The sequence below is a fragment of the Ruegeria hyattellae genome (genome assembly GCF_041537925.1).
Taxonomy (GTDB): Bacteria; Pseudomonadota; Alphaproteobacteria; order Rhodobacterales; family Rhodobacteraceae; genus Ruegeria_C.
Map to the genome: position 1 here is coordinate 1 of NZ_JBGOSH010000015.1, position 13,387 is coordinate 13,387.

The following is a 13,387-nucleotide window of genomic DNA, read 5'->3' on the forward strand; positions in this document are numbered from 1 at the left end:
GACATGATCTTCCAGCGAGAACTCATAGAACAGCGCAGCTTGCGCCTCTTGCTTCGGTCCCAGCATCCTCAATCCTCCCGCTCGATACGGGAATTGAATCAGCAGTCCACCTGTCGATCAAGCAGGAGTTTTTCAACAAAATAGGCTCAGAGCTGACATTGGCGCAAGGCGTCCACTCAAACCGCTTCCATTAACGCCACATGCCGATCCGTAAATGCCTGCCGCACCTCAACCGGTGGGCGCAGCTTGATCTGCAGCGCTTCCATGACCGCTCTGTCCGGGCGGCCGAAGAATTTGGTGGCCTCGGCCTCGGAAAATCCGGCGATTTGGGTGGCCTCCATCCAGGCGCTGATCTTGTCGGCCTTCTTGATCTGCCGCTTCACGATTGTGGGAACGGCGGCGGGCAGGCCGAAGCGGATGTGGATCGCGGACGCCAACCGGTCATCGAGCTTGCCATAATCGGGCCCGACGGCGGATTTCACCGGTGAGATCATGTCGCCGATCACGTATTCCGGCGCGTCGTGCAGCAATGCTGCCAAGCGCCATTTCGCGGGCGCTTTGGGGGAAATCCGGCCAAAAAGTGCCTCGACCAGCAAAGAATGTTCGGCCACGGAATAGGCAAAATCACCCTTGGTCTGGCCGTTCCAGCGGGCCACAAAGGCCAGTCCGTGGGCGATATCCTCGATCTCGATATCCACAGGGGTCGGATCCAGTAAGTCCAGTCGACGCCCCGATAACATCCGCTGCCAAGCCCGTGTTTGCGTTGCCATTCAGCCACAGCCTTTCATGGTTGCCATGTTTTTGCCACATTTCGATCGCACAATGTTCTCTATCCTGATCACGCATTGCGAACAAATTATTGAGCGCCCGTGGTTTGAAATTCGGGTACGGGATCACGATATATTAATCGAGGGGGACGCATATTTTCCTCCCTAAGCGGCCCTCTCAGACAGAAACCTGTAACGAAAGGAGCTTGCCATGTTCAAGCGTTTGTTGGGTGTTGCCCTGACTTTCGGTATGGCCGCCACCGCGCCGCCTGCCCTTGCCGCCTCTTGCGGAGCCCGCGACAATGTTGTCGCCAATCTGAAAGACAAATATGCCGAACAATTAAAGGTCGGTGGTCTTCAGAATGTACGTGGCTCACATTCGGTGATGGAGATCTGGACTTCTGAAGAAACCGGCACATTCACCGTTCTACTGACTCAGGCCAACGGCATTTCCTGTATTGTCGCCGCCGGCACTGATTTTTTCGAAGCCGTCCCGGCTGTGATTCCGGACGGTACGCCAAGTTGACCCGGGGCCAGTTTTAGCGAACGCGTCCCCTCCCCCTCTCCCCCAAACATAGGCCAATGCGGTCGTCGGCGTCCCAATCTCGTGGGGCTTGCTGCGCTTTGAGAGCTGCCGGTGCGACGATTCTATCGCAGCACGTCCAATTCGCCCTGAAAGCGGTCAAGAAACTTCGCGGTCTTTTTGCTTGATGCCAGGTGTCGGATCAACATCTTGCGCATTTTCCAGCTGTTTGGCGCCAGGGTCGCGGCCTCGGATCGGATGATGTCGGTATCCGGGAAGTACCTCGCGGCAAACCGTCTGAACGAGTTTGCGAATCTCGGACTGAGTTCGCCCTTCGGATCCTTCCACGGTTTTGTGCCACCGATGAAATGTACCAGATTGGGCTCTTGCTGCATCGCAAACAGGCGCGAAGACCAGGTGAACTGCCAGTTCCACGCCGGATTGAGCTCGGCCCATTCGCCCTGCAGTGTTGCATTATACAGATTCTGGTCATGGCGGATCATCACATCGGCCTTGGCCTTGCCCAGGGCGACGCACCGGTTAAGCAGGTCCTGTGCGTTGTAACGCGCCACATCCATCAGAATGACACCCGCGTTGAAGTACCGCGCGGTCGGCAGATCGAGGATCTTGAACTGTCTCGGCCTGCGGTTGGGTGTTCGCCACTGCATGTTGTCGCGAACCGCGGCAATCGGGTAGGGCGCGAAATCCAGCTTCAACAATGCGCCGAAATCCCCGCCCTGTATGAAGATGTCACTGTCCAGGTACAGGATGCGGTCATACTCTTCGGCAAAGGCCTCTGGCAGGGCAAGCCGCAAGTAAACGTCATGGGATTTGCCCGGGTCCAGCCGCAAGCCCTGGAACAGATCTCCGGTCTGTACGTGGCAGAGTCGGATGTCGAGATGCGCAAGGCTTTCGGGGATGGTGACTGGACGCTCGCCGTAGCACAGGCAGATGTCGAAATCGCGGTCTGGATGCAGCGCGGCGATCTGCGAGATCGCGTGCGCAGCGAAGACGAGGTAGTTCTGATCGCAGCAGAACATGATTGCCCTGCGCGCGCTTGCAGGACGCGAAGCCGTCACTTGTGGCGTTCGTGTATTAGATCCCATCAAAGATCCTGATCCAGTAACTGTCAGTTTTGGCGTGGCTGACGGTATCTCAGAATTGAGTCCGGCGGCAATATGGATTCGCGTTGTGAGGTTCTTGTTTGAATGATAGAGGGCTTTTTCAAATGAGCTGGAGTATTCCGATGAGCACAGACTACGTCGTCAAAGACATTTCGCTGGCCGAATTTGGCCGCAAGGAATTGGATATTGCTGAAACCGAGATGCCGGGGCTGATGTCTTTGCGTGCGGAATATGGCGAGGCCAAGCCCCTGAAAGGCGCGCGCATCGTCGGCTCGCTGCACATGACCATTCAAACAGCAGTTCTGATCGAAACGCTGGTGGCGCTGGGTGCGGATGTGCGCTGGGCGTCGTGCAACATCTTCTCGACCCAGGACCATGCCGCCGCGGCCATTGCCGAAGCTGGTGTTCCGGTCTTTGCCATCAAGGGTCAGACCCTGGAAGAGCACTGGGACTACCTCGACAAATCCTTCTTGTTCGACGACGGCCCCAACATGATCCTGGACGATGGCGGCGATGCAACGCTATACATCTTGCTTGGCGCACGTGCCGAAGCGGGCGAAGACATCATCCCTGTTCCCGGCTCGGAAGAGGAAGCGGCCATCAAGGCACAGATCGCCAAGCGCATGGCGGCCTCGCCCGGTTGGTTCACTAAGATGCGTGACCAGATTCAGGGCGTGTCCGAAGAGACCACCACTGGCGTGAACCGCCTGTACCAGCTGGTCAAGGACGGTCAGCTGCCCTTCCCGGCAATCAATGTGAATGACAGCGTCACCAAGTCGAAGTTCGACAACAAATACGGCTGCAAGGAATCGCTGGTCGACGGTATCCGCCGCGCCACCGACACGATGATGGCGGGCAAGGTTGCCGTCGTCTGCGGCTATGGCGATGTGGGCAAAGGCTCTGCCGCCTCGCTGCGCGGTGCCGGTGCCCGGGTGAAAGTGACTGAGGTCGACCCGATCTGCGCCCTCCAGGCCGCAATGGACGGGTTCGAAGTCACGCTGCTGGAGGACGAAGTTGCCAGCGCCGATGTCTTCATCACGACCACCGGCAACAAGGACGTGATCCGCATCGAGCATATGCGCGCGATGAAGGACATGGCCATCGTTGGCAACATTGGCCACTTCGACAACGAGATCCAGGTGGCCAACCTGAAAAACCACAAATGGACCAATATTAAGGAACAGGTGGACATGATCGAGATGCCCTCGGGCAACCGTATCATCCTGCTATCCGAGGGCCGCTTGCTGAATCTCGGCAACGCCACTGGCCACCCGTCTTTCGTGATGTCGGCGTCCTTTACAAACCAGGTATTGGCCCAGATCGAGCTGTTCACCAAAGGGGATCAGTACGACAACGAGGTTTATATCCTGCCCAAGCATCTGGATGAAAAGGTGGCCCGCCTGCATCTGGACCGGATCGGCGTCAAACTGACCCGGATGGACAGCGAACAGGCTGCCTATATCGGCGTGAAGCCCGAGGGCCCCTACAAGCCCGAACATTACCGGTACTGATCCGGTCGGCGCCGGGCGGTGTGACTGCCCGGCCCCTTAGGTGCCTCAACGCAAGGAAGGCATGAAATCGCCGCGCCCCTGCGGCGTCATGTCCAGCACATTCCAGAGCGGCCAGACCGTGTCCATGTGGCGCGGGTGCCAGGGGCTGGGTTCAAACAACATCTCTGACCCCCAGAAATGATGAATACCGTCTTCGTCACGGCAAAAGACATTCATCATCGGCATCTGACTGCCCTCGGAACTCTCTGCTAAATAGTCGCTTTGATAGGTGGTCCCCAAGGCCGAGTAGATGGGCAGCGCCTGCCAGCCCATATGCGCGGACAAAGTGGCCAGCTTTTCCGGTGTGTTCTGCGCGACGATGACAAGCGACATCCGCCGTGCCAGTTGCGCGGCATGACCACAAAACCCGTCCAGCAGCGACGAGCAGGCGGGGCAGGGCGCATCCGCATTGGGGCCATACATCAGCGAATAGATCGCCAGCGTTTCGTGATCGCCGTACAGTGATGACAGCGGCGCAACAGAGCCATCCAGAGCCGCAAAACCGTAATCCTCGGCAATGGTCCCACCCTTGGGCAAGTTGCGCCGCAGCGCCGCGACCTCTTCGGTCTTTTGGCGCAGCTCCAGTTCGGAGCGCAGCAGCGCGTTGCGCGCGTCGCGATAGGTGGGGGTCTCATTGGGAAAAGATGCGGTCATGTTCGGGCCTCCCGGTCTGTGCAGTATGTTATTTAACTAAAATGTAAAATAAAATTTATGGATTCGCAACAGCTCGAGGCGGAGCCGCTGTTAGGGGGAACCGAGCGGAATTTTCCCTTTGTGCGGTTTGGCTGGCTGATTAGCCTGCGCGGCGGGAATGACATCCCCGCTCACACACAATAACCAAGGGAGACTGGAAATGGGAAAGCGAGACGAGTTGATCGCGCAATATGCCAATGATCTGAATGACAAATGCGGGATTGACCCCGACATGGACCTGCTGACCAAGGTCACCATCGGCTGCGGCCCGGCGATCTACGACGCGGATGCCGCTACTGTTGCGTCCAGTCAGGACAGTGAACTGGAAACGGTCAAGAAGAACTTTCTGATCAAGAAGCTGGGTCTTGCCGACGGGCCTGAGCTGATGCAGGCCATCAACTCGGTTGTCGAGACCTATGGAAAATCCGAGAGAAATAAGTATCGCGCGGTTGTCTATTACATGCTGACCAAGCATTTCGGCAAGGAATCGGTCTACGGGTAAGCGTGCCCCAAGCCTGAAAGCGCCCGCCGGGGACAGTGGGCGTTTCGCATTTTAACTCAATCTGAGATGCTTTGAGTTTGCCAATTCCGGCGAGTTGTCGGATAGTGAATCCAAGGACCAGGACGGTCAAACCTTCAAATTTTTTCGCGTGTGGTGAGTAGGGAGCACGTGGGGACGGGGAAGGTTCTGTATCGTCAGGACCTTCCCCAATATACCGTCAAATCCCTCAGAACAGCGTTAGAACCAAGCCCATGATGCCGCAGGCAAGCGTGGCGTACCCGCCATCGATCAGCGTCAGCTTGAACGGCCGCATGGCATACATGTTGTTCAGCGCGATCCAGGGCGAAATGAAGAACAGTCCGACCCCGATCCCACTGACCAGACCCGCGCCAAGTGAGGCAATACCGCTCATCCGGAACACATGGCTCATCATGCCGGCCACGATCAATTGCAGGACAAAACCGAGCGCAAAGATCTTGGGGTTCATCCCGCCTTCGGGCTGTCCATCCGGCCCGCGCGGTACGCCCGAGGCCTCCATCCACGGCTCGGCCAGTTTCATGTACCAGACCGACCCGATCGCAAATGCCGCAACCGCAGCGACGAGTATGTTGAGCAGTTCCATGTGTGAATTCTCCGCTATTGGCCCTGCCCAAAGGATGCCTGATCAGTCCGCCTCTGTCTGCCCCAGGCCGCAGATTTTGCGCCATTCCGCTTCCGTCACCGGCTGCACTGACAGGCGCGAGTTCTTGACCAGCACCATCTCACCCAGCGCCTCTTCGGCTTTGATGTCGTTCAATGTGACCGGTTCAGTGAAGGGCCGGATTGCCTTGATGTTCACACATTCCCAGCGCGGATCGTCGGTGGTGCTGTCGGGATGGACCTCGGTGCAGACTTCGACGATGCCGACCACGGCCTTGTCCTTTTGTGAATGGTAAAAGAAACCGCGATCGCCCAGCTTCATCTCGCGCATGAAATTGCGGGCCTGATAGTTGCGCACGCCATCCCATTCCTCGCCCACGTCTCCTTTGGCGACCTGCTGATCCCAGCTCCAGGTCGATGGTTCGGATTTGAAGAGCCAATATGCCATCACCCGATCACCTTCTTCCACACGATCAGGTCGACCGAATGAAACAGCCCCGCCTTGGCATAGGGATCGTTGTCAGCCCAACCCTGGGCTGCCGCCATGTCCGCCACATCCAGAATAATCAGCGATCCGATCATATTGTCGCCATCCAGCAATGGACCGGCCTGCGCGACCACACCGGTGTCCTCGATATAGGCCAGATGCGCCGCGCGGTTATCCAGACGGGTTTGCAGCGCACCATCTTTGTCGCGCGCGATCAGGGCAATCAGCATGTCATTCCTCCTTGAGCGGTCGTGCCAGAAGTTGCGCCATTGCCGCATTTGGGGTCAAGGCGCCATCCAGCAACCCGGTCACACAGCGCGAGATCGGCATGTCGATCCCCATCGCATCGGCCCGCGCCACCACGGCATAGGCAGTTGCCGCCCCTTCCACCGTGACCGACGGGTCGAACGCCTCGGACTGGCCTAGCGACAAGCCAAGGCGATAATTCCGCGACAGGTCCGAGGTGCAGGTTAGCGCCAGATCGCCAAACCCGCTGAGACCGGCCAGCGTTTCCGGCTGCGCACCGCAGGTCAGCGCAAAGCGCTGCATCTCGGCATATCCGCGCGTCATCAGAGCGGCGCGAGCACTGTCGCCCAGACCGGCGCCCATCACCGTGCCGCAGGCAATCGCCATCACGTTCTTCAGCGCTCCTCCAAGCTCGGCCCCGATCGTGTCACTGGTGCGGTAGATCCGCAGATTGGCTGTGGTAAGATCGTGCTGCAGCGCCTCACACAATTCTGCGTCCGCGCAGGCGAGCGTCAGCGCTGTGGGCAAGCCAAGTGCGATGTCATCTGCAAAACTGGGACCCGTTAGAAGGGCGGTGCGACCCCCGGGCAGTAGGTCGGACATGACAGCGATCGGGCCCAGCCCGGTTTCCAACTCGATCCCCTTGCAGCAGGCGACAAGCGCGTGATCGCCCAGAACCTCCAGATGTTCGGACAGAAAGGCACGCAATTTCTGCATCGGAACCGCCAGCAGCAAAGTCCGGCTCTGCGCCGCAAGGGACAAATCATCGGTGACGCGCAGCCTCTCGGGCAGAGTTATGTCGGGCAGACGCGGCGCATTCTCGCGGCTAATCTGCATCGCATCCGCCTGCGCCCGCGATCTGGCCCAGAGCGTCACCGGCCCGTTCCCCGCAAGCGACACTGCCAAGGCGGTGCCGAAAGCACCCGCCCCCAGAACCGAAACGCTCATGCCTTTGCCCCTTTCTTGCCGCTGCCCAGCAAGGCTGGGCTTGACTTGTCCAGCGGCCAGCGGGGCCGCGCGACAAGGTCCGTGCCGTCGCGCGCGCCAGCGCGGAACCGCTCCAGCCCCGCATAAGCGATCATCGCCGCGTTATCGGTACATAGCGCGAGAGGTGGCGCCAGAAAACGCGCTCCGGCCTCCTGGCAAAGTGCCTCCAATGCTGCCCGGATCGTCCCGTTTGCGGCAACGCCTCCGGCGACGGCGACGACCGGTTCAACGGGGTTTTCCCCAATATAGAGCCTAATCGCCCGGCGAGTCTTCTCGGTAAGTGTATCCGCGACCGCCTGTTGGAACCCGGCGCACAAGTCGGCGCGGTCCTGTCTGGTCAGACCGCCCTTCTCGGCGACGATCTGATCCCGGGCGCGCAGTACCGCCGTCTTCAGACCCGAGAAGGACAGGTTGCAATCGGGCCGGTCAAGTAACGGGCGCGGCAAGCGGAACCGCTTCGGATCGCCCGTCTTCGCGTTTGCCTCCACCGCCGGGCCGCCGGGCTGGGCCAGACCTAGCAGGCGTGCTGTCTTGTCGAACGCTTCGCCCGGAGCATCGTCGATAGTGCCGCCTAGACGGGTGAACTCTTCAGCACCGCGCGCAATCAGATATTGGCAATGCCCGCCCGAGACGAGCAGCATCAGGTAGGGAAAGGCAACCGCATCGGTCAGACGCGGTGTCAGCGCGTGACCGGCCAGATGGTTTACGCCGACCAGCGGCAGCCCGGTCGCGGCGCTCAGTCCCTTGGCGCACATCACGCCCGACAGAACTCCGCCGATCAGCCCGGGCCCGGCAGTCACCGCAACAGCGTCCAGATCCGCAAGTGTCACCTGTGCTGCTGCCAGCGCATCGGCGACCGCGACATCAAGCTTTTCGGCATGTGCGCGCGCGGCGATCTCGGGCACGACGCCGCCGAAATCCGCATGTAGTTCGGTCTGGCCATAAACGATCGAGGACAGGATTTCGGGTGTGTGGCCCTCGGCCTGACGTACGATCGCCGCTGCCGTGTCGTCGCAGCTGCTTTCCAGTCCCAATATGGTCAGATGTGGTGTCATGCATCCCCGGGATTGCATCGGATATACGCTGCGGGGTAGCATCCCGCGTTCCGGCAAACAATCCCGAGGCGGAAGGCCACGACAAGATGCATCTGCTGATGACACGCCCACCCGCCGCCTCTGAACGGTTCATCGCCGGCTTGCCCGCCACGGTTTCGGCCCAGTTCTCGCCGGTCTTTTCTCCAATGATCGAGATTCGCCCGCTGGATGTTGCACCCGACCTGTCGGGCGTCGGCGCGCTTGTCTTCACATCTGCCAATGCGGTTGCGGTGGCCAGCGAATTGATCTGCAGCCGCGACCTTGTCTGTTATTGCGTTGGTCCCGCGACCACAGAAGCAGCGCGCGGCGCAGGCTGGCACGCGACACAATCGGGTGACACCGCGCAGCAGCTGATCGCAAACCTGACACGCATCAGACCCGACGTGCAACTGCTGCATTTGCGGGGTGTGCACGCGCGCGGAGATATTGCCGAAAACCTGTCGCGCGCGGGCGTTTCGTGCGACGAAAAGGCGATTTACGATCAATCCCTGCTGCCTTTGAGTGATGCCGCGGCGGGCGTTCTGGCCGGGCCTGCGCCGGTTTTGGCGCCGTTCTTCTCGCCGCGAACAGCGCGACAATTTGCCGAAACGGCCAACCCGCGCGCGCCTCTTTGGCTGACCGCGCTCAGCTCTGCAGTGGCGGAACCCCTTAAAACATTGCCCTTTCAGGATCTGGCGGTTGCCGCGGCCCCGAACAATGCTGCGATGGGAAAAACCGTCGAAATGTCCCTCAAACGGGCGAACCGGGTTGAGGGCCGCTCGGACGCGCATTAGTCTTTGCAAGGGTCTGGTGTTTAATAATTTTTAGAATCACGGGGGAAATGCTCGGTGGCCGGTAAAAAAGAGACTGAGATCAGCAAAGATACCTCATCCGAGGCTGACCCGGTGGAGGCAGCCGAAAATGCCGATGCTACAGAGCTGCCCGAAGGTGAGGCCAGCCAGGCTGTTGACGTGGATGAGGCGGTGGATGACCTGACTTCCGAAGCCGAAGCCGAAGCCGAAGCCGAAGCCGAAGCCGAAGCCGAAGCCGAAGCCGAAGCCGAAGCCGAAGCCGAAGCCGAAGCCGAAGCCGAAGCCGAAGCCGAAGCCGAAGCCGAAGCCGAAGCCGAAGCCGAAGCCGAAGCCGAGATGAGTTTCACCCCGAACTATGTGGAGAACCCCGCGGCCCAGCCAGAAAAGAAGTCAGGTGGTTTTGCTCCTGCGCTTATTGGCGGAGTGCTGGCCGCCGCGATCGGCTTTGTCGCGGGGCAGGCTGGTCTGTTCGGGTCGGGTTCGGACACAAGCGCGCTGACCACACAGGTTACTGCACTTGAAACGCAGCTAAGACAGCAGACCGACGCGCTGAGTGCGCTCGACCAGAAAGTGAGCGGGACGGATACCGCCGGTCTGAGCGACAAGATCGACGCGCTGACAGCGCAGATTGATCCGATGACAACCGATCTGGGAACGCTGAGCACTCAGATTCAGGACTTGTCGAAATCCCTGCCGAATCTGGAAACGCGGCTGAGCGATCTGGAAAAACTCCCTGTCACAGAAGGAGCCTCGAAAGAGGCGGTGGCCGCTTATGACGCGGAGTTGGCAAAGCTCAAGGACACCATGGCCAGCCAGCGCGCCGAGGTCGAATCGATGATGAAGCAGGCGCAGGACCTCAAGGCGCAGGCCAGTTCCGATGCGCAGTCCGCCGCCAATCGCACCGCCGCCGCACAGTTGCGCGGTGAGCTGGAAAGCGGTGCGCCTTATTCCAAGACGCTGGATACGCTGAAATCCGGTGGCGTCGATATCCCTGACGCGCTGACGGCATCGGCCACAGATGGCATTGCAACAATGAGCGCCTTGCAGGAGAGCTTTGCGCCCGCTGCGAGGGTGGCACTTGCTGACGCGCGCGAGACCGAGAAAGGCACCGGTTTGATGGCCTTCATTCAGCGCCAAACCGGCGCACGTTCGGTCGCACCGCGCGAAGGCTCCGACCCCGATGCGGTCCTGTCCCGGGCCGAGGCGGCGCTGACGCAGGGCGATGTCTCGACCACGCTCACCGATCTGGATGCGCTGCCCGACGCAGCCAAGGCGGCGCTGTCCGAATGGATTGCGCGCGCGACCTCTCGTCAGGAGGCGCTTAGCGCTGCTGACGCCCTGGCATCCAGCCTGAACTCGAACTGAAGGACGCGCCATGCTTTGGTCACTGCTCAAAATTCTCGTTCTGGTGGCGATTATCGCGCTGTTGGCGCTGGGTGCCGGGTATCTGATGGATACACAGGGCGGCGTGCAGGTCACGATCGCCGGGACGGAATATACACTTGGCCCGCTGCAGTCAGTGCTGGCGCTGATCGTGCTGGTCTGCCTGGTCTGGCTGGCCTTCAAACTGCTGGGCCTGCTGATCGCGACGCTGAAATTCCTCAACGGGGATGAAACCGCGATGTCGCGCTATTTCGACCGGGGCCGCGAACGCCGCGGTTATCAGGCGCTGGCCGATAGCGTGATGGCGCTGGCCTCGGGCGAAGGCAACGTGGCGATGGCAAAGGCAAGCAAGGCCGAAAAACTGCTGCAAAAGCCCGAGTTGACCAACCTGCTGGTGGCGCAGGCGGCAGAGTTGAACGGCGATACCAAGCGCGCCGCCGAGACCTACAAGAAATTGGTCACAAATGACGCGACCCGCTTTGTCGGCGTGCGCGGAATCATGAAGCAAAAGCTGGCCGACGGGGATGAAGACACCGCACGCAAGCTGGCGGAAAAGGCACTGGAACTGAAGCCGAAACATGGCGAGACTCAGGATGTGTTGCTGACCTTGCAGACCAAGGCGCAGGACTGGGCCGGTGCCCGGTCAACACTCACCGCCAAGCTGAAATCCGGAGCCCTGCCGCGCGATGTCTATAAGCGCCGCGATGCGGTGCTGGCCTTGTCCGAAGCAAAGGAGTTGCTGGACGAGGATGGAACTGTCGACCAGCAGGAACGTGCGATCGAGGCCAATCGACTGTCGCCCGATCTGGTGCCCGCTGCCGCCATGGCGGCGCGCGCGCATATCGCCAAGGGCAAGCCGCGCAATGCAACCAAGATCCTCAAGAAAGCCTGGGAGGTCCGCCCGCATCCCGACCTGGCCCACGCCTTTGCCGAGATCGTCCCCGACGAGACCCCCTCAGACCGGGTCCGCCGGTTCTCGGCACTGTCGCGTCTGCATCCCAACGATACCGAGACCCGTCTGGTCATGGCCGAGCTGAACATCGTGGCCGAAGACTTCCCAGAAGCGCGCCGCGCGCTGGGCGATCTTGTCGAGATGGAGGATGCGGATGCGCGCGTCTTCACCTTGATGGCTGCGGTCGAACGGGGCGAGGGCGCATCGGATGCGGTAGTGCAAGGCTGGTTGGCCAAGGCGCTGACTGCGCCGCGCGGGCCGCAATGGGTCTGCGATAATTGTCACGACATCCAGCCTGAATGGGCGCCGACCTGCAACAATTGCCACAGCTTCGACACGCTGACCTGGACCGCGCCGACCAAACAGGAAGTTGCAACCGCAACTGGTGCACAGATGCTGCCGCTGATCCTGGGCGCGCTGGAGGACAAGTCCGACGAAGTAGAGGACGCACCCGAAGATGTCGCGGATGAGGCAACAATTCTGGATGGTGAAGTTCAGCCGTCTGATACGTCAGAGGCCGAATCCCGACCCGCCACCTGATCGCCGCGCTCCGTTTCAGGATTTGGGGCGCATCGACCGCCCTTCGTGGAAAAGATGCACCTTGGCCGGATCGGCGGTCAGGGTGACATCAGTACCGCGCAGATCGCGCTGGATGCCCGGCAGCTTGGCGATGACCGGATCGGCCCCCGCGACCGGCTCAAAGTAGAGCAGTGTGACTTCACCCAGAGCTTCGGTGATATCGACCTTGCCCTTGAACAGGTATTCGCTGTCTGTGGGCCTCATATCCTCAGGTCGGACGCCGATATTGACTGCTTTTCCACTGTCGGCATCGCTGGTCCGGATGTCCGAGATAGCGCTGCCGCCACCGTCCAGCGTCACAATGGTGCGGGCGCCAGTGCCGGTGATCCTGCCGGGCAGCAGGTTCATCGCGGGCGAGCCGATGAACTGGGCGACAAACTCGTTCTCGGGCGTTTCATATAGCTCCAGTGGGGTTCCGACCTGAGCGATGCCCTTGTTGGCCAGCACCACGATGCGGCTTGCCAATGTCATCGCCTCGACCTGATCGTGGGTCACATAAATCATGGTGCGATCTGGCATCGCCTCTTTCAGCCGTGCGATCTCGATCCGCGTGGCGACGCGCAAGGCGGCATCGAGGTTCGAGAGCGGTTCGTCGAAGAGGTAAACTTTGGGATCGCGTACAATTGAGCGGCCGATGGCCACACGCTGGCGCTGCCCGCCGGATAACGCCTTGGGCAGACGATCCAGATACGGCTCTAACTGAAGCACTTTGGCGGCTTTTTCAACGGCTGCGTCGATCTCGGATTTCGATTTCTTTGCGATCTTCAAGGCAAAGGCCATGTTGTCGCGCACCGTCATATGCGGGTAGAGCGCGTAGGACTGGAACACCATCGCGATACCACGCTGCGCCGGTGGCACGTCGTTCATGACCTCGCCGTCAATGGTCAGCTCGCCGCCGGTGATCTTCTCCAACCCGGCGATCATCCGCAGCAAGGTGGATTTGCCGCAGCCTGACGGTCCGACAAAAACAATCAGCTCGCCGGTCGTGATATCCAAGTTGATGTTGTTGAGAACATTGACGTTTTCGGCATAGGTCTTTTCTACATCGGTGAGTTTCAGATCGGCCATGA

The 13,387-nt window shown here is 60.2% G+C and carries 17 protein-coding genes; 8 read left to right on the forward strand and 9 right to left on the reverse strand.

Features of this window, described 5'->3' with window-relative positions; all coding sequences use genetic code 11:
- Positions 1-194 (forward strand): hypothetical protein (locus tag AB1E33_RS24410; protein WP_372579851.1); only part of this gene is annotated, 194 nt, incomplete at its 5' end.
- On the opposite strand, the gene AB1E33_RS24415 is transcribed toward AB1E33_RS24410, so the two are convergent.
- Entirely contained in the window at positions 177-770 is a 594-nt protein-coding gene (locus tag AB1E33_RS24415) for an HD domain-containing protein (protein ID WP_372579852.1), read from the reverse strand. The genes AB1E33_RS24410 and AB1E33_RS24415 overlap by 18 nt on opposite strands.
- Positions 771-978: 208 nt before the next feature.
- Between AB1E33_RS24415 and AB1E33_RS24420 the strand changes: the two genes are divergently transcribed.
- Complete coding sequence (locus AB1E33_RS24420) at positions 979-1,293, forward strand: hypothetical protein (protein WP_372579853.1); 315 nt, start codon at positions 979-981, stop codon at positions 1,291-1,293.
- A gap of 122 nt (positions 1,294-1,415) precedes the next feature.
- Here AB1E33_RS24420 and AB1E33_RS24425 read toward each other — a convergent pair whose 3' ends face one another.
- The gene (locus tag AB1E33_RS24425; protein WP_372579854.1) at positions 1,416-2,330 is read right to left on the reverse strand and encodes a glycosyltransferase family 8 protein; all 915 of its coding nucleotides are present in this window, start codon (positions 2,328-2,330) and stop codon (positions 1,416-1,418) included.
- Between AB1E33_RS24425 and AB1E33_RS24430 the strand changes: the two genes are divergently transcribed.
- Entirely contained in the window at positions 2,329-2,502 is a 174-nt protein-coding gene (locus tag AB1E33_RS24430) for a hypothetical protein (RefSeq protein ID WP_372579855.1), read from the forward strand. The two genes, AB1E33_RS24425 and AB1E33_RS24430, sit on opposite strands and share 2 nt — an antisense overlap.
- Before the next feature lie 34 nt (positions 2,503-2,536).
- Entirely contained in the window at positions 2,537-3,925 is a 1,389-nt protein-coding gene (gene ahcY / locus AB1E33_RS24435; protein WP_372579856.1) for an adenosylhomocysteinase, read from the forward strand.
- 45 nt (positions 3,926-3,970) lie between these two features.
- Here ahcY and AB1E33_RS24440 read toward each other — a convergent pair whose 3' ends face one another.
- Complete coding sequence (locus AB1E33_RS24440; RefSeq protein WP_372579857.1) at positions 3,971-4,618, reverse strand: DUF899 family protein; 648 nt, start codon at positions 4,616-4,618, stop codon at positions 3,971-3,973.
- Between the two features lie 199 nt (positions 4,619-4,817).
- Here AB1E33_RS24440 and AB1E33_RS24445 point away from each other — a divergent pair, with 199 nt between their 5' ends.
- On the forward strand, positions 4,818-5,159 hold the full coding sequence (locus tag AB1E33_RS24445; protein WP_372579858.1) for a DUF2853 family protein: 342 nt from the start codon (positions 4,818-4,820) through the stop codon (positions 5,157-5,159).
- A gap of 226 nt (positions 5,160-5,385) precedes the next feature.
- On the opposite strand, the gene AB1E33_RS24450 is transcribed toward AB1E33_RS24445, so the two are convergent.
- From AB1E33_RS24450 to tsaD, 5 genes are read right to left on the reverse strand one after another with little or no spacing between them, the layout of a single operon-like run.
- Positions 5,386-5,781: a DUF1761 domain-containing protein gene (locus AB1E33_RS24450; protein ID WP_372579859.1), complete on the reverse strand. Its 396-nt coding sequence runs from the start codon at positions 5,779-5,781 to the stop codon at positions 5,386-5,388.
- 42 nt (positions 5,782-5,823) lie between these two features.
- Positions 5,824-6,246 (reverse strand): EVE domain-containing protein, encoded by a 423-nt coding sequence (locus AB1E33_RS24455; RefSeq protein ID WP_372579860.1) that lies wholly within the window; start codon positions 6,244-6,246, stop codon positions 5,824-5,826.
- Complete coding sequence (locus tag AB1E33_RS24460) at positions 6,246-6,515, reverse strand: YciI family protein (RefSeq protein ID WP_372579861.1); 270 nt, start codon at positions 6,513-6,515, stop codon at positions 6,246-6,248. Before AB1E33_RS24460 ends, AB1E33_RS24455 begins: the two co-directional genes overlap by 1 nt.
- Position 6,516: 1 nt before the next feature.
- A complete protein-coding gene (locus AB1E33_RS24465; protein ID WP_372579862.1) occupies positions 6,517-7,479 on the reverse strand; it encodes an NAD(P)H-dependent glycerol-3-phosphate dehydrogenase in 963 nt (320 codons plus the stop codon).
- Positions 7,476-8,573, reverse strand: coding sequence for a tRNA (adenosine(37)-N6)-threonylcarbamoyltransferase complex transferase subunit TsaD (tsaD, locus tag AB1E33_RS24470; RefSeq protein ID WP_372579863.1), 1,098 nt, complete (start codon positions 8,571-8,573; stop codon positions 7,476-7,478). Before tsaD ends, AB1E33_RS24465 begins: the two co-directional genes overlap by 4 nt.
- A gap of 98 nt (positions 8,574-8,671) precedes the next feature.
- On the opposite strand from tsaD, the gene AB1E33_RS24475 reads away from it, so the two are divergent.
- The 3 genes from AB1E33_RS24475 to AB1E33_RS24485 are packed head-to-tail and all read left to right on the forward strand — an operon-like array spanning position 8,672 to position 12,278.
- Entirely contained in the window at positions 8,672-9,385 is a 714-nt protein-coding gene (locus tag AB1E33_RS24475; RefSeq protein ID WP_372579864.1) for a uroporphyrinogen-III synthase, read from the forward strand.
- Between the two features lie 54 nt (positions 9,386-9,439).
- Positions 9,440-10,768 carry a COG4223 family protein gene (locus AB1E33_RS24480; RefSeq protein WP_372579865.1) on the forward strand — a complete coding sequence of 443 codons (1,329 nt, stop codon included), beginning with the start codon at positions 9,440-9,442 and terminating at the stop codon, positions 10,766-10,768.
- A 10-nt stretch (positions 10,769-10,778) separates the two neighbouring features.
- A complete protein-coding gene (locus tag AB1E33_RS24485; protein ID WP_372579866.1) occupies positions 10,779-12,278 on the forward strand; it encodes a heme biosynthesis protein HemY in 1,500 nt (499 codons plus the stop codon).
- 15 nt (positions 12,279-12,293) lie between these two features.
- On the opposite strand, the gene AB1E33_RS24490 is transcribed toward AB1E33_RS24485, so the two are convergent.
- On the reverse strand, positions 12,294-13,385 hold the full coding sequence (locus AB1E33_RS24490; RefSeq protein ID WP_372579867.1) for an ABC transporter ATP-binding protein: 1,092 nt from the start codon (positions 13,383-13,385) through the stop codon (positions 12,294-12,296).
- Between the last annotated feature and the right edge of the window lie 2 nt (positions 13,386-13,387).

Bases quoted from the DNA above. Each gene is read 5' to 3' on its own strand.
- AB1E33_RS24415 (WP_372579852.1), bottom strand. From the start codon at position 770: ATGGCAACGCAAACACGGGCTTGGCAGCGGATGTTATCGGGGCGTCGA.
- AB1E33_RS24420 (WP_372579853.1), top strand. From the start codon at position 979: ATGTTCAAGCGTTTGTTGGGTGTTGCCCTGACTTTCGGTATGGCCGCC.
- AB1E33_RS24430 (WP_372579855.1), top strand. From the start codon at position 2,329: ATGATTGCCCTGCGCGCGCTTGCAGGACGCGAAGCCGTCACTTGTGGC.
- AB1E33_RS24425 (WP_372579854.1), bottom strand. From the start codon at position 2,330: ATGTTCTGCTGCGATCAGAACTACCTCGTCTTCGCTGCGCACGCGATC.
- ahcY (WP_372579856.1), top strand. From the start codon at position 2,537: ATGAGCACAGACTACGTCGTCAAAGACATTTCGCTGGCCGAATTTGGC.
- AB1E33_RS24440 (WP_372579857.1), bottom strand. From the start codon at position 4,618: ATGACCGCATCTTTTCCCAATGAGACCCCCACCTATCGCGACGCGCGC.
- AB1E33_RS24445 (WP_372579858.1), top strand. From the start codon at position 4,818: ATGGGAAAGCGAGACGAGTTGATCGCGCAATATGCCAATGATCTGAAT.
- AB1E33_RS24450 (WP_372579859.1), bottom strand. From the start codon at position 5,781: ATGGAACTGCTCAACATACTCGTCGCTGCGGTTGCGGCATTTGCGATC.
- AB1E33_RS24455 (WP_372579860.1), bottom strand. From the start codon at position 6,246: ATGGCATATTGGCTCTTCAAATCCGAACCATCGACCTGGAGCTGGGAT.
- AB1E33_RS24460 (WP_372579861.1), bottom strand. From the start codon at position 6,515: ATGCTGATTGCCCTGATCGCGCGCGACAAAGATGGTGCGCTGCAAACC.
- AB1E33_RS24465 (WP_372579862.1), bottom strand. From the start codon at position 7,479: ATGAGCGTTTCGGTTCTGGGGGCGGGTGCTTTCGGCACCGCCTTGGCA.
- tsaD (WP_372579863.1), bottom strand. From the start codon at position 8,573: ATGACACCACATCTGACCATATTGGGACTGGAAAGCAGCTGCGACGAC.
- AB1E33_RS24475 (WP_372579864.1), top strand. From the start codon at position 8,672: ATGACACGCCCACCCGCCGCCTCTGAACGGTTCATCGCCGGCTTGCCC.
- AB1E33_RS24485 (WP_372579866.1), top strand. From the start codon at position 10,779: ATGCTTTGGTCACTGCTCAAAATTCTCGTTCTGGTGGCGATTATCGCG.
- AB1E33_RS24490 (WP_372579867.1), bottom strand. From the start codon at position 13,385: ATGGCCGATCTGAAACTCACCGATGTAGAAAAGACCTATGCCGAAAAC.